This is a genomic window from Micromonospora sp. NPDC047557 (assembly GCF_043205095.1).
In the GTDB taxonomy this organism is placed as follows: domain Bacteria; phylum Actinomycetota; class Actinomycetes; order Mycobacteriales; family Micromonosporaceae; genus Micromonospora.
Genome location: NZ_JBIDDK010000004.1, coordinates 51,205 through 65,463, shown reverse-complemented (window position 1 = coordinate 65,463; position 14,259 = coordinate 51,205). Strand labels below are relative to the sequence as shown.

Here is a 14,259-nt window from a genome sequence, read left to right as displayed (position 1 = left end):
TATGTCGCCTGGCAGGGAGATGTGCGCAGGTCAAGGCGGTTAGGAGCCGTTGGTCGAACCGGGCGTCGACGACTAGGTACGGGGCTTAGTGAACGAGCTGCCCCAGTCGGAGCCGGCCTGGCTGGATAACATCGGCATAGGTCCCGAAGCAGGCCGCACGCCCTAGCCCGGCCACAGGGATGCGGTAGTGCCTGGCCAGGGCGCTCAGCACCGAGAGGTCGGCCGGCAGTTCGGCCTGGGAGAGCCCGGGGATGACGCACCTCGGAGTGGGCAGGACCACCCGGAGCACGACATCGCCCAGATGTAGTTCCTGCCCCGGTTCGGGGTCGCGCGGTGCGTCGATGACCAGGTTCGGGCGGAACCGCTCCGCGGCCACACTGACACCTCCCATGCGCTCACCCAGCAAAGACAGCGCATCAGTGGTCACAATATGAACGGCGCCGAAGTCGACGAAACGGCCGACCCGCCCCGCGCCCGCGATCGCCGTGATCGTTTCCTGACCGGGCCGGGCACCGTCCATCCAATCCGGCACCATGCCGACCTCATCAGGCAACGTCCGGTGCAGCCTCGCGTCGGGCGGCAGCTCCCGGCTCAGCCGCACCGGCCGGCCCAGGTGCTTGCTGAGTGCGGCATCTGCCGCGGCGCTTCCGGCTCTCAGCGACGTGCCGTTGACATGCAAGGTCAACATCGTCTCCGGGCCGTCATCCTGCATTGTCGTACCGACATCGAACAGACGCCCCCATCGCCGTGGGTGTTTGGCACTGCCGACCGTCCCGTCCGAGCAGTCGATACAGGCCCACGTCCGATCGCCGCGCAGACCGGTCGATTCGACATCAGCCGCCTTGAGAACCTCACCCCGGGCGCTCTTGAGCGGGTAACGCCGGAGCGCGACAACCGTCTGCATGATCGAGTGTCTCCTGGTCTGGATGGCCTAACGATCGTCTATTTTGCCGGCATCCTCTTCTAGCCGCCGATGGTGCGTGGGGTAGCTACCGGCGGTCTCCTGAGGCGTCAGCGTTGGCCATGAACGCCTGCCCAAGGTGGAGGCCAGATGGCGGTAGTCCTCAATGAGCGGCCCCACCAATCGTCCGTCGGGCTCGAAGGCATCACGGAGACGGTCGCGGGCTACCATGACTCGGGCAATCCAGTGTGGACCGAGGATGGCGGAGGTCGGCGTGCGGCGAAGGACGATCCTCACGGCGGCGGTCGCAGCCGCCGCCGCTCCGGCTGCGGCGCTGCTCGACCGGAGCGCCGCGAAGGCAGCCGTCAGCTACGACGTGGCAATCTGCGAGCAGTACCGCAACCAGATCCAGATCTATCCCTCCGGGTCGGCCTGGAGCACGGCCACGCTGCAGTGGAGCTTCACCCCGGGCACCGCGAACGGCTGGTCGAACCTCTCCGACGTGAAATTCCGCGACACGGCGGCATTCGGCACGGTTGCCCTGGTCACTGCGTCCGGCGGCAAGGTCGGCATGGTGAACAAGACCACCGAGGCGGCGCAGGAGCTGAATGACCTGCTCTGGTCCGCGACGCCCGGGAACAATCCGCACGCCATCGAGCGGATACCCAACATCGGCGCGATCGTGGTCGCCGCCTCCGGCGGCTATCTCCACCTCTACGGCCCCACCGTGGTCAGCGATCCGAGCACGCTCGCCCTGGTCCAGACGATCAGCTTCCCCGGTGCGCACGGCGTCTGGTGGGACGACGCCTCCGGCCGGCTGTGGGCGATCGGGCAGGACTACGCCCGCGTCTACACCGTGTCAGGGACCTATCGCAGCACCCGGCTGTCGCTGGCCCGGTCCATCCCGATCGGGGCGCACCTCGGGCACAGCCTCGACGCCAGCTACTCCGACGGCAGCGTGCTGCTGGCCACGGACGGCAGCAAGGTCATGACCATCAACAAGACCACGTACGCGGTCACCGAGGCATACGGGGACAACGCGGTGAAGTCCTACTCCCAGCACAGCTCGGGTGAGCGGTTCTGGGTGCAGGCCACCGGCTCGACCTATCACGGGGACACCCGAAACTGGGTCAGCCCGACCGTGCAGTTCTTCGATGCGGCGGGTGCCCGGTCCTTCACGCGGTCCCTGTCCTACGGCGCGGAGTTCTACAAGGCGCGCCTGTACGACGTGGCCTTCCACTGAGCCCTCGGCGACCGCGAACCCCTCGGCCGTGTCCTCTACGCCGGCCTCGCCCGCGAGCTGGCCCCCCGGGGACCGCGTCACCGCCGACGAACTCCGTACCCTCCTCGGCGTCCCTACCGTCACCGCTCTGCAGCCCTCGCCGCCTGCTTCGGGGTTCCCGCCGGCTGCGCCCTGGGCGGGGGCGTACGCCACGAGCATGGTGACGACCCGCACGAGTGCCGCCATCCCGTGCCACCGATCCGGGTGGGCGTGCGCGCCCGACCGCCTGCTCTGGCGTAGCGGGTCGCCGCGCGTCGACAGGTCCGGGGCGGGCCACGACGGCACGTGACCGCCGTGCGCGGGGCGGCGTACCGTCGGTACGCCGCCCCGCGCGCCGCTCCCTCGGCCTCAGCCGCCGGCGCTGATCCGGTACGCCCGGATGACGGTCTGTTTCACCGCATTACCGGCTGGGTCGGCCGCCCTGGCGCGCAGCGAGACGTACCCGTCGGCGCCGGGGTGCGGAACCAACGCGTACCAGTTGCCCGGCTCGCCGAGCGTCGGCGCCAACCGCCACGTCTGGCCGTCGTCGAACGACGCCTCGACGGTCGGGCGCTGGAGCGGGCCGACCGCCGAGCCGGGCTGCGTCTCGACGGCGACCGGCACCCGATACGTCACGCCGGTCGGCGCGGCATTGCGCTCGTCCAGCGCGGGGGTGAACCGCAGTACCGACAGCGGCAGCCGCATCGGCTGGTCGCCGGCGACGTGTGCCGAGCGGAACGTCCACGCCACGCTCTGCTGGGTGGTGAGGGTGAACGGCGTGGCCCGCTGGACGTCGACCTGGAGCCGATAGCTCGCGTCGCCGGCCGGCACGGGGAACTCCCCGCCCAGCGCGGCCGCCTCGGTGAGCAGCTTGCCGTCCCGGTAGAGGGCGATGTGCGGGCTCGTCACGCGGCCGGAGACGAGCCGTCCCGAGCCGTCGCTGAAGACCGGCGGCGCGGCGAGGATCGTGTCGCCCTGCCGGCTCACCCACTCGGACGGATCGCCCGGCCCGGCGAGCGAGGGCCCGAAGACGCCCCGGTTCCACCGCTCGTCGAGGCTCTGCCCGGCCCGGTACGCCGTGTCGGGCTGCTCCGCCGTGGCCTGGGGCCTGGGCAGCCCGGGCGCGGGCAGCCCCTCCTGGAAGATCTTGGTCCACCGGACCCCGCCGTCTGTGCTGAAGTACTCGGTGCGCGTGAACGGCAGGGGGATCGGCAGGATCACCGAGGTGAAGTTGCCGTCCAGACCGGCCACCTTCGCGGCCGCCGTCGTCGTACCGACGGTGCCCGCGCCCTGCGCGGCGTAGCTCTCGCGTACGGTGGCGAGGTTCCCGGGGGTGAGCCGGCGCTCGAACCCGTCGAACATCCGTCCGGTGCGGAACCAGGCGAGGTGGTAGGCGAACGGGCTGTCGCCGAGACTGCCGTCGGGCTTCGGCTGGGCCAGCACGCCGTTGATCTTGGCGGAGAAGCCGTCCACGCCCTGGTCCGGGCCGACCTGGCCGGTGTAGGCCCGGTCGAAGCCGGAGAGGCTGCCCATGTTCATCTCCAGCGAGATGCCCGGCAGGTCGGCCGCCCTGGTCCGGGCGCTGAACTCGCCCCAGACCCCGCGCGCGGCCGGGTTGACGACGGTGACGTTCACGGGCTTCGCCAGTCGCGCGTCCAGGACCACGGTCTGCGCGCCCGTCAGGTCGAGCTGCGGCTGGGCGAGCAGGGTGGAGCTGAGTGCCTCCTCTTGGCCCTCGAAGATGGCCGAGAAGACCGCGTAGCGCCCCTTGGGCAGGCGGATCTCCTCGGTGCCGCCCGAGCCGTCCAGGGGGTACGAGTCGAACGTGTCGAGCCGGTAAACGATGTCGCTGTAGTTCGTCGCTGGTACGCCCGAGCGCGCGGTGTGCACCAGGGTGAGCGGGTAGCGCTCGGACTCCCGCTCGACCCCGAACGGGGTTCGTACCGTCTGCCCGGCGCCGGACGCGGTCAGGTACCCGTCGAAGCGGCCGACCCGCGACCCGGTCCTCGTGTCGGTGGTGAGCCGGACCGTCGCGTCGCCGCCGGCGGGCACGACGACGCTCTGCCGGTCGAGGGCGAACATGCCGGCGGGGGCCGGCACGCCCTCCGGACCGGTCGCCTGCCAGGTCAGGGCGAGCGTGACGGCGGCGCCGCCGTGGTTGTGGTAGGTGACGGTACTGGTCACCGGCGCGTCGTCGTCGTGCGGCCACTCCTGCAGGGGAACGCTGACGCTGGCCGGGGCGGCGGTGACGCTCCGGTCGATCGCCGCGGCCACGTCGACCCGGCCGGCGCCCTGCCCGAGCAGGTCGATGGGGCTGCTGGGCTTGGCCGATCCCATCAGCGTGGACTTGAGCGAGGTCCCGGACCAGTCCGGGTGGCGCTGGGCGAGCAGCGCCGCCGCGCCGGCCACGTGCGGGGTCGCCATCGACGTACCGGAGAGCGTGGTGTACGCCTCACCCGGCTCGCCGAGCGCCCCGTCCTTGCTGTTGGCCGCCGTGATGTCGACCCCCGGGGCGGAGATGTCCGGCTTGAGCGCCAGGTCGTCGGCGCGCGGCCCTCGGTTGGAGAACTCGGCCAACCGGTCGTCGGCGTCCACCGCGGCCACGGCCAGCGCGGCGTCCGCGCTCGCCGGGGAGCCGACCGACGCCTCGCCGCCGTCGTTGCCGGCCGCGACCACGAAGAGGGTGCCGTACCGGTCGCCGAGGCGCTGGACCGCCTCCTCCAGCGGGTCCGTTCCGGGCGTGTCGGGTCCGCCCAGGCTCATGTTGACGATCGGGGCGCGCTGCTCGGCGGCGGCCCACTCCATGCCCGCGAGGATCCACGACTCGGCGCAGCCGCCGTCCACGCAGACCTTGCCGTCGAGCAGCCGCGCGCCGGGCGCGACGCCCCGGTAGCGGCCCTGCGACGCCGCGCCGCTGCCGGCGATGGTGGCGGCCACGTGGGTGCCGTGCCCCACCAGGTCCCGGTCGTCCTCGGTACCATCGGTGAAGTTCCGCGTGGTGATCACCTTGCCGGCCAGGTCCGGGTGGGTGGCGTCGATGCCGGTGTCCAGCACCGCCACGCGTACGCCGGTGCCGTCGTAGCCGGCCTGCCAGGCCGTGGGCGCGCCGATCTGCGGCACGCTGACGTCGAGCGTCGGCGCGCGCAGCCCGTCCAGCCAGACCTTGGCGACGCCGCCACCCAGGCTCCGGGTCGCGGTGCCGCCGGCCGTGAGGCTCCGCCACAGCGGGGCGGTGTTCGACTTCGGGGCGCGGACCGCGAGCGCGTCCATCGCCGGCAGCTCGCGGCTCACGCTGGTGCCCACCAGGGTCGACCGGGCCGAGGCCCGCGCGGCGTCCCCCTGGTACGTGACGATCAGCGGCAGGTCGGCCCGGCCGTCGTCGTAGCCGAAGTCGCCCAGCGCGCTGACGTCGAAGAGCCGGTCGTCCAGCCGGCCGGCCCGCAGCAGCGGCAGCGCGTCCGCCGGGATCACGTGCAGGTGCCGGGCGGCGTCGCGGTACGACACGAACCGCATGTGCTCGCGTCCCGGCCGCCGCTCGACGCTGGCCCGCCCGTCGTCGGTCAGCAGCACGCGATCGCCGCTGAGCAAGGTCACCGTACGACCCGCGGGCGCGGCGGCCCCGCCCGGCGGCGCCGGCGTCGCCCGCGCGCCGGCCGCCGGAGCCGCGAGCAGCGTGGCGCCGAGGCCGGTGACGATGAGCCAGGCGGCCAGCCCTCTTCCACTACCCATGCTTCCTCCCCGTATCCGTATCAAAAAGTAGGAATGCTTCGATGCTAGTGGTCATTCGCGTAAGAAATCTTCACGACCCTCGGCTCGCCGGCGTGGCCGGGCTAGCTCTCCCTCTCGCCGCCGAGGAGGAACCGATGAGCCGTCCCGTGCTGCGCGGCGGCGCGCTGGTGAATGCCGGGGTGCACGACGAGGTGGAGTTCGCCACCAAGCCGGAGCTGGCCGCCGAGATGATCACCGCCTCTATGGACAACGTCACCGTTCACAGACCGCGTCGAGGTGCCGTCCGGCCGCTTGCCCGGGCAGACCCGGCGGGTTCAGCCGAAGCCTCTCGGCGGGGTCAGCGGCGCAAACAACGCGGCGAGGTCGTCCAGGCGGATGACGATGAGCGTGGCCACCGCGCCCAGCGGAGCGGCCAGCACGACTGTCCGGGTGGTCACCGCAGGGTCGCCGAGTGACGCATACGCGCCGATCCCGGCGAACACGCTCAGCACGACGTTGCGGGCGAGGTGGTGCCGGCCAAACGAAGCGGCGGTCCCGCCAAAGCACCTGCAGGACGCGGGCGTGCCGCGGTCGAGAACCGCCGCGACCGCCACCGTGAACGTCGCTAACAGCGCTGCCGCAACGGTGAACGCGGCCGTGGTCACCGCGGCGATGGGCAGCGGTACCAGCAGCACGGGCACGACCGCCTCGGTCACCGCGACCGCCGCCGCGACCGGGACGACCACCCGTTCTGGCAGCAGGCGCATCATCCGTAGCGAGTCGGCAAAGGCCCGGAACGCGGTTGGCCCCCGAAGCTTGCTGGCGGCCGAGGCTAGGAAGACCAGCGCGAGCAGGCAACGGCAGAACACCAACAGGTACGACATGTCTCTCCTCGTTGCCGGCCGGCACCGGGGTGCGGGCCCGGCCGGCGGGGCGGTTCGCTCCGCTACGGTGGTGCGGTGCATGGACCTGCTCCGCTGATCATCGCCGGCTCGCTGGTGGCGCTCGGGGTCGCCGTGTTGGGGGCCCGTGCCCTGCTGCAGGTGGTCGGGGTCAACGGTGACAGCATGACCCCGACGTATCGACAGGGCGACCAGCTCCTCGTGCTCCGGCGGGGATTCCGGCGTCGTCTGCGAGTCGGCGCCGTCGTCGTCTGCCTGCCGCCGCCCGGCATCAGGATCACCGCGGGCGACGCCGACGCGGCGACCCAGTTGATGGTCAAACGGGTGGCGGCTTTGCCGGCGGGACAGGTCTACGTCCTCGGTGACGCTCCGCGGCACAGCCTCGACTCGCGGGCCTTCGGCGCGCTTCCGTCGGAGCTGGTGCGGGGCGTGGTCATCCGACGGCTGCGCGCCGCCCTGGCGTCATCGCCCAGCGGGCACGACGTCGCGCCCCGGGATCAGGCTGGATAGCTCACTGGCGCTGTTGCTGACCCCAGCCACCCGAGCGTCGACGTCGACCAGGTAGAACGCCGGGAACGCGGCAACCTGGAAGGCCGACTGGAGCGGCCCGTCGAGCGGCTCGTGGACGATGGCGGCCCGACTGTCGAGTACGTCCAACGCCGACAGCAGCTCGGCGCGCTCCTGGTCGTCACGGTCGGGTGCTGGGCGCAGTCGGGTGAGCACGATGAGCACCGCCCTTGGGGTGTCGAGCGCTTCGGCGAGCGCCGCCCGCGCCGCCGGCAACTGTTCCTGGCAGCCGGAACAGTCCGGAGCGAGGAAGGCCACCAGGCCGCCTGCCGCCCGCATCGAGGCGAGGGACACGACGTCGTCGGTGGCGGTCGGGACGGTGAAGTCTGGCACCGCCGCGCCGACCGGGAGGGTCACCGGTGGGCGTGCGCGGGCCAATTCCTGCGTGTGCTCGCGCAGCCGCCGCAGGATGCCGAAGATGAGCAGCAGATTCAGCAGCGTGAGGGTGGTGAGTACAACGAGCACGGCGACGACTATCGGCATGGTTTTCGCTCCTGACGACGGAAGAGGGCACTAGCGCGTCGCGGCCGGGCGGCACCCGGCCGCGACGCTTCGATGGGGTGTCGCTCAGCAGTCCGTACCCCACCAGCACGCACAGGTGCTGTTGCAGGTGCGCCACTTGAACCGGGTCTCGGTGAACCGGCAGCACATCGGGGTGTTCGTGCAGGACGGCTGACAGACGGCCGAGGCGGTGGTCTTGGGCAGCATCATTGCCAAGAACCGGTCCGCCAGTGCGCCGACGTGACGGGTCATCTGCTTCTCCCTTCATGATCTAGATTGATGCTGGACGGTAGGCGGACCTCCTACACAGCGACCTACAGCTTCGATACAACTGTCTCGTGCGAGATCTTGCGGATTGTCGTATGTCGTTCCTAAGGTGGCGGCCGTGAGGGACCGGATCATGGTCGTGGCGCCGTGAGCTCGCGATTCCAGTTGCTCGGCCCACTCCGAATCACCTCCGCCGGGCGTGCCCTCCCGGTGGGCCCGCAGAAGCAGCGGGCGATGCTGGCTGCCCTGTTGCTGTCGGCCAACGAGCGCGTGTCGTTGGACCGCCTCACCGGAGAGTTGTGGGATCAACCGCCGGACTCGGCCGTTGCGAACCTGCGCACCTACGCGAGTGGGCTACGCCGGCTGCTGAGCGACCTCGACGGGGAGACAACCGGCGGTGACCGTCTGGTTGCCAGCGCCGCCGGGTACCAGCTGCGGGTCGACCCGGACGAGCTGGACCTGCACCGCTTCCAGACCGCGATCGAGCTGGGCCGCACGGCCCTGGCCAGGGCTGACCACCAGAGCGCCACGGTGCGGTTCCGCGAGGCGCTGGACCTGTGGCGGGGCCGGCCGGCCGAGGACGTCCGCGCGGGACCCGAACTCGCCGCCCGGATCACCCTGCTGGAGGAGCAACACCTGTCGCTGGTCGAGGATCTGATCCAGGCACGCCTCGCGCTCGGCGAGCACGCCGCGGTGACCGGCGAGCTGCGACTGCTGCTCGCCGTACACCCGTACCGGGAGCGACTGCGGCAGCACCTCATGCTGGCGCTGTACCGGTCCGGTGACGTACCGGCGGCCCTGTCCACGTACGCGGAGACTCGTGCGGTCTTCGCCGACCAGCTCGGCCTGGAACCCGGAGCGGATCTGTCCCGGCTGCACCAGGCGATCCTGCGCCGCGCTCCGGAACTGTCCCTACCCGAAAACGGAAGCAGTACGGCGGATCCGCAACCCGCCCGCGCGACGGGGATGCTGTTCAGTCCAACCGAGCCACCACGGCAACTGCCGCCGGACCCGGCGGCCTTCGTCGGCCGAAGCGACGAGCTGCGCGACATCGCGCACGCCTGCGTCCCGGCGACCCGGACGGGAACGGGACCGGCGGTGGTCGTGCTGCACGGCCCGGGTGGCGTGGGCAAGACGACCCTAGCGGTACGCGCCGCGCACCGGCTCGCGAGGCACTATCCCGACGGTCAGCTCTACCTCGACCTGCACGGCGGGGCCCCTGACATGCCGAGCGTCGAACCGCTGGCCGCACTGGGTCAGCTGCTGCGCGCGCTCGGCGTACCGGCCTGGGACGTGCCGCTGCAACTGGCCGAGGCCACCGCGCGGCTCCGGTCGGAGACCGCCGCCCGTCGTCTGCTCATCGTTCTAGACGGCGCGGACGGCGCCCAGCAGATCCGGCCCCTGCTACCGGCCGGCCCGCACTGCGCGGTCCTCATCACCAGCCGCCGGCCGACGAGTACCCTGGACGCGCTCCGGATCCGGCTGGACCGGCTCAGCGACGCGGACGCTCGCCAACTCCTCGACGTCTTCAGCGGTGACAGACGGGCGGCGGCCGACCCCGCGGCGGCTACCCGCCTCGTGCTGCTGTGTGACGGGTACCCGCTGGCGCTGCGCATCGCCGGCGCCCGGCTGGCGGCCCGCCCCGACTGGTCCGTCGGCGTGCTGGCGGATCGCCTGGACAACGAGCGGGAACGCCTCGACGAGCTGCGCGCGGACGACCTCGCCATCCGATCCAGCTTCTGGAACAGCTATCGCCAACTGCTCGACAGCGCCGATCCGGACGACCGCGCGGCCGCCGCCGCGTTCCGGGCACTGTCGCTGCTGCGGGTGCCGGAGATACCGGCGCGCCTCGCCGCGGTCACGATCGGCGTGCCCGAACGGCGTGCCCTGACACTGCTGGACCGGCTCGCCGACATGCATCTGATGTACGCGATCGGGCCGACCCGGTTCGTGTTCCACGACTTGCTTCGGGTGTACGGCGCGGAGCTGGCCGAGGAGACGGACCCGGCCGTCGACCGCCACGACGCGGTATGCCGCGGACTCGCCGCGTACCTGACCACGGTGCTGCGCGCGGGGCAGTTGTTACGCCCGCATCGGGCAAGCGACCTCGCCATCGGACCGACAATCGTGGAGCTGTGCACGCTCGACGACGCCGTCCGCTGGGTCGACGGCGAGTTGACCGGGATCCTCGCGGCGGCAGGGCAGGCATGCGACGCCGCACCACAGCTGAGCCGGCTGTGCGTGGAGGCGATCCCGTCGCTGGCGGTGTGGCTGCAGAAACACAGCCGGTGGGTGGAGGCGGACGCCCTGGTCGCGGTCTGCGAACGGGCGACGGCAGTCATCGACGACACTGCCGCCCGGGCCGCGGTGCTCGCGCTGCGGGCGACACTGCACTGGCGTACGGGATCGCCGGAGGCGGCGTGTGGTGTGTTGGAGTCGGCGCTTGAGCTGTGGCGCCGACTCGGTGATCGCGAGGGTGAGGGGCGGGCGCTACAGAACCTCGGCTGGTTCCACCAGCGCACAGGCTCTCCTCGGCGGGCTGCGGGCCTGGTCCGGGCGGCGGTCGGGCTCCTCGCCGACGCGAAGCCGGTGTGGCTCGCGATGGCCCTGCACAACCTGGCCGAGATCGAGTTCGAGCTGGGCAACTTTCCGGCCGCCAACGAACACCTGACCCGCTGCCTGACGATGCGGCGCGAGCACGAGGACGCCGTCGGGGAGGCGATCACGCTTGTCGCCCTCGGTCGTACGCACAGCCAACTCGGGCGGCACCCAGACGCCCTGGCGGCGCTCACTGCCGGCCTGCGGCTGTGCCGGCGGACCGGCAACCGGGAGGACGAGTGGGAGGCGCTGCTCAGCCGCTCCGAGGTGCATCTGCGGCTCGGCGACGCGGCCTTGGCCCACCAGGACGCCGAGGAGGCGCTGACCCTGACCCGCGCGACCGGCGAACGGTACGGCGAGGCAGCGGCCCTGCGTCAAATCGGCCGGGTCCAGGACGTCCGGGGCGAGCGGGCGGCGGCCGACCGGCACGCGCGACAGGCCGAGCGGATCTTCGCCGACCTGTCCGGCCGACGGGACGGCGTACTCGAGAGGTTCCTCGCCGGGGCGGATCAGCCGGCCGGCGTTGCCGCCTCGGCCGCAACATAGCCGGCCGCCTGCATCCGGAACAGCGTGGCGTAGACGCCGTTGTTCCTCAGTAGGTCCTCATGCCGGCCCGTCTCGACGACCTGCCCGCCCGACAGCGCCACGATCTGGTCGGCGTCCCGCAGTGTGCCCAGCCGGTGCGAGATGAGGACGCTGGTCCGGGTGCCCCGGTACTCGCGTAGCCGGAGCTGAATGTCGCGCTCAGCCTCGGCGTCCAGGCCCGCACTCGGCTCGTCGAGGATGAGCAGATCCCGTGTCACGGGCAGCACCGACCGGGCGATCGCCACCCGCTGCCACTGCCCGCCGGAGAGCAGTACGCCGGCATCCTCCGGGTCGCCGTCGAGTTCGAACGTCCGCGACAGCATCGTGTCGTACCCGCGTGGTAGGCCCTCGATGGACTCGTGGATGCCGGCCCGGCGCGCGGCGTCCGCGATCCGGGCGAAGTCCTCGGCGCGTACGTGGTCCGGACCCGCCGGGTCCACGTCGCCGAGCCAGATGTTCTCCGCCGCCGTCAGGTCGTACGTCATGTAGTCCTGAAACACCGCGCCGATCCGGGCCCGCAGATCCTCGACGGACAGCTCGCGGAGGTCGACGCCGTCCCACAGGACCGCCCCGCGGGTCGGATCGTAGAACCGGCACAGCAGCTTGACCAGCGTGCTCTTGCCCGCGCCGTTGTGGCCGACCAGGGCCACGGCCTGTCCACAGGGAATGAACAGGTCCACACCCCGCAGCACCCACCGGTGTTCCGGACCGTAGCGGAACCAGACGTCGCGGAACTCGATGCCCCGCCTCAGAGGCGTGACCGACTGCGGCCGGGCCGGCTCCGGCAGATCCGGTGGGCAGGTGACGACCTGCTCGTAGTGCGCCAGCAGCAGCATCGCCTGGTGGAGGCCGGCAAGGTGGTCGATCAGGGTGGCCAGGCTGCTCTGCACCCCGGCGACGGCACCGATGAAGATGGCCACATCGCCTACCGTGAGCCCACCGGAGCGGGCGGTGGCGACGACCCACACCAGGCCGCCGCCGGACAATGCCGCGCTCAGCACCGCGAGTAGCCCTTGGGCGTGAACTTCCCGGCGCTCCTGAGCCCGTCGTGCCGCGCCTGCCGCGCCCAACTCGGCGAGCATCCGGCGGCGGAACAGCCCGCTCAGCCGCAGCAGACGCACCTCCTTCGCCGCCGACAGGCTGGTCAACAGGCTGGCGTAGAACATCTCGCGCCGCTGGCCCGGTCCAATCTCCCACAGCATCGTCGCCCGTCGCCGGCTCAGCCGGAGCTCAGCGACCAACACCGGTACACCGCCGGCCGCCACCAGCGCGGCCATCACCGGGCTGATCACCACGAGGGTGCCGAGAAAGCCGACCGACAGAACCGCGCCCTGCACCAGGCCGATCAGGCCGTCCACGCAGCGGCCAGGCCCATCCCGCCCAGCCTGCTCGGCCATGCGCAGCGTGTCCTGAAACGCTGGCTCCTCCAGCCGGCGCAGACCAGTGAGGCGGTCAGTCGCCGCGTACAGCTGGTCGAGCGCGACCACGGCGGATGAGCGACCAAGGTCCGCCCGCAGATAGTTCGTCAGGTGCGGCACGAGGGCAAGGCCGACGGAGACCCCCGCCAGCATGGACGTCACCCCGAGAATCCCGCCGCCCGAGCCGTTCACCAACCGGTCGAGGACGAGCTTGGTAAGCCAGGCCGCCAGCACCGGCAGAACACCCGCGATCGGCGCGAGAACGACGTACCCCGCCAGGTTGGCCCGCCCGCCCCGCCAGACCACGGCGACGGCCCGCGTTGCCCGGGCGATGCTGATCATGTCGAGAGGGTACGGACGCCACCTCCAGGAGCAGCTACAGCGTCGGTACAGCACCCAACCCGAGCGGTACCGTCCGGCCGAGCCCGGCGGGTGACTCCCCCCAGCAGACGCATGCGCTGTGGCCGGGAACGGCGATGGTCAGGACGACTTCATGGCGACCTGGGCCGCCCCGCGCGGGGACTGCCCGTTACCTAATGAATCCCGAACGACCCGTCGCGGCTCGCGGGATGCCTGCCCGTTACCCGACCTTCGAAGGTCTCCAAAAAGATCGGCAGCGTGGGTGGCGACGGGCCGTTGGCGGTGGTGGTCCGGCTCGTCGAGTACACGCCTGCACACCTCTGGGCCGGTGAGGCCTCGTGCAAGACCGGCGGGCGGCGTGTCCGGATCACCGCTGTGGCTTGAGGCAGCATGTTGATCGTGGTTGCAGCCCGCCCGCACGGCACACACCTCGCGAACCGGGAGCCGACGAGCTCTGAACGCGAAGACCGGAACCGTGCGGGTCGTTGGAATCGCGAACGGCTCATCGGAGGGTAGGCCACAGAGCCTCGTCATTAGGGCGCCGCGCGTTTCCGCCAGGGTCTGCTCAGGTCACGAGGAAGGAGTAAGAGGTTGAAGGTGTTCTGCGGCATCGACTGGTCCGAGCGGCACCACGACATCGCCCTGGTCGACGAGCACGGCCAACTGGTCGACAGGCGCCGCATCAGCGACGACCTGGATGGGTTCACCTCGCTGGTCGATATGCTCGCCGTGGCCGGTGACAGTGCCGATGAGCCGATCCCGGTGGCGATCGAGACCCCGCGTGGGCTGCTGGTCGCGGCCCTGCGCGCGTCCGGGCGCCGGGTGTACTCGATCAATCCGATGGCGGTGGTCCGCTACCGGGAGCGGTACACGGTCTCGCGGAAGTCCGACCACGTCGACGCGATGGTGCTGGCCAACATCCTGCGCACCGACGCCCACGCGCACCGGGCTCTACTGGCGGATAGTGAGCTAGTGCAGGCCGTGGCGGTGCTCGCCCGTGCTCATCAGACGCCACGTTGCCGCCGTACCGAGAGGTCAGCGTCTTGGCGCTGGCCCGGTCCAGTCGCTGCCCGTCCTTGAGGACGACGAGATAGCTCCCGGCTACCGCATCGGGGCTCGTTGCGCCGCGGACGCTGCCGGTGACCGGGGCCGCCGCCGGCGGAACCGCGACCGTGGCGAACAGCGTGACCT

At 71.4% G+C, this 14,259-nt stretch carries 9 protein-coding genes and 1 pseudogene; 4 read left to right on the top strand and 6 right to left on the bottom strand.

Annotated features, from left to right (window positions below):
- Positions 1-85 precede the first annotated feature (85 nt).
- Positions 86-904: an MOSC domain-containing protein gene (locus ACGGAQ_RS13075; protein WP_393048056.1), complete on the bottom strand. Its 819-nt coding sequence runs from the start codon at positions 902-904 to the stop codon at positions 86-88.
- Positions 905-1,175: 271 nt separating this feature from the next.
- On the opposite strand from ACGGAQ_RS13075, the gene ACGGAQ_RS13070 reads away from it, so the two are divergent.
- A complete protein-coding gene (locus tag ACGGAQ_RS13070) occupies positions 1,176-2,144 on the top strand; it encodes a hypothetical protein (RefSeq protein ID WP_393048053.1) in 969 nt (322 codons plus the stop codon).
- A gap of 387 nt (positions 2,145-2,531) precedes the next feature.
- Here ACGGAQ_RS13070 and ACGGAQ_RS13065 read toward each other — a convergent pair whose 3' ends face one another.
- Both ACGGAQ_RS13065 and ACGGAQ_RS13060 read right to left on the bottom strand, forming a co-directional pair.
- A complete protein-coding gene (locus ACGGAQ_RS13065) occupies positions 2,532-5,891 on the bottom strand; it encodes a S8 family serine peptidase (protein ID WP_393048050.1) in 3,360 nt (1,119 codons plus the stop codon).
- 314 nt (positions 5,892-6,205) lie between these two features.
- Entirely contained in the window at positions 6,206-6,754 is a 549-nt protein-coding gene (locus ACGGAQ_RS13060) for a MauE/DoxX family redox-associated membrane protein (protein ID WP_393048047.1), read from the bottom strand.
- A gap of 75 nt (positions 6,755-6,829) precedes the next feature.
- Here ACGGAQ_RS13060 and ACGGAQ_RS13055 point away from each other — a divergent pair, with 75 nt between their 5' ends.
- The gene (locus ACGGAQ_RS13055; RefSeq protein ID WP_393048044.1) at positions 6,830-7,282 is read left to right on the top strand and encodes a S26 family signal peptidase; all 453 of its coding nucleotides are present in this window, start codon (positions 6,830-6,832) and stop codon (positions 7,280-7,282) included.
- Here the strand turns inward: ACGGAQ_RS13055 and ACGGAQ_RS13050 are convergent.
- Together ACGGAQ_RS13050 and ACGGAQ_RS13045 are read right to left on the bottom strand one after the other, a co-directional pair.
- Entirely contained in the window at positions 7,235-7,822 is a 588-nt protein-coding gene (locus ACGGAQ_RS13050; RefSeq protein ID WP_393048041.1) for a hypothetical protein, read from the bottom strand. The genes ACGGAQ_RS13055 and ACGGAQ_RS13050 overlap by 48 nt on opposite strands.
- A gap of 84 nt (positions 7,823-7,906) precedes the next feature.
- Complete coding sequence (locus tag ACGGAQ_RS13045; RefSeq protein WP_393048038.1) at positions 7,907-8,092, bottom strand: hypothetical protein; 186 nt, start codon at positions 8,090-8,092, stop codon at positions 7,907-7,909.
- A gap of 162 nt (positions 8,093-8,254) precedes the next feature.
- Between ACGGAQ_RS13045 and ACGGAQ_RS13040 the strand changes: the two genes are divergently transcribed.
- A complete protein-coding gene (locus ACGGAQ_RS13040; protein ID WP_393048035.1) occupies positions 8,255-11,251 on the top strand; it encodes a BTAD domain-containing putative transcriptional regulator in 2,997 nt (998 codons plus the stop codon).
- Here ACGGAQ_RS13040 and ACGGAQ_RS13035 read toward each other — a convergent pair.
- Complete coding sequence (locus ACGGAQ_RS13035; RefSeq protein WP_393048031.1) at positions 11,215-13,050, bottom strand: ABC transporter ATP-binding protein; 1,836 nt, start codon at positions 13,048-13,050, stop codon at positions 11,215-11,217. The two genes, ACGGAQ_RS13040 and ACGGAQ_RS13035, sit on opposite strands and share 37 nt — an antisense overlap.
- A gap of 609 nt (positions 13,051-13,659) precedes the next feature.
- On the opposite strand from ACGGAQ_RS13035, the pseudogene ACGGAQ_RS13030 reads away from it, so the two are divergent.
- Positions 13,660-14,076 (top strand): annotated as a pseudogene (locus tag ACGGAQ_RS13030) (transposase); the annotation flags it as partial.
- Between the last annotated feature and the right edge of the window lie 183 nt (positions 14,077-14,259).

Coding starts and splice junctions, on each gene's coding strand:
- ACGGAQ_RS13035 (WP_393048031.1), bottom strand. CDS start 13,050: ATGATCAGCATCGCCCGGGCAACGCGGGCCGTCGCCGTGGTCTGGCGG.
- ACGGAQ_RS13050 (WP_393048041.1), bottom strand. CDS start 7,822: ATGCCGATAGTCGTCGCCGTGCTCGTTGTACTCACCACCCTCACGCTG.
- ACGGAQ_RS13060 (WP_393048047.1), bottom strand. CDS start 6,754: ATGTCGTACCTGTTGGTGTTCTGCCGTTGCCTGCTCGCGCTGGTCTTC.
- ACGGAQ_RS13065 (WP_393048050.1), bottom strand. CDS start 5,891: ATGGGTAGTGGAAGAGGGCTGGCCGCCTGGCTCATCGTCACCGGCCTC.
- ACGGAQ_RS13045 (WP_393048038.1), bottom strand. CDS start 8,092: ATGACCCGTCACGTCGGCGCACTGGCGGACCGGTTCTTGGCAATGATG.
- ACGGAQ_RS13075 (WP_393048056.1), bottom strand. CDS start 904: ATGCAGACGGTTGTCGCGCTCCGGCGTTACCCGCTCAAGAGCGCCCGG.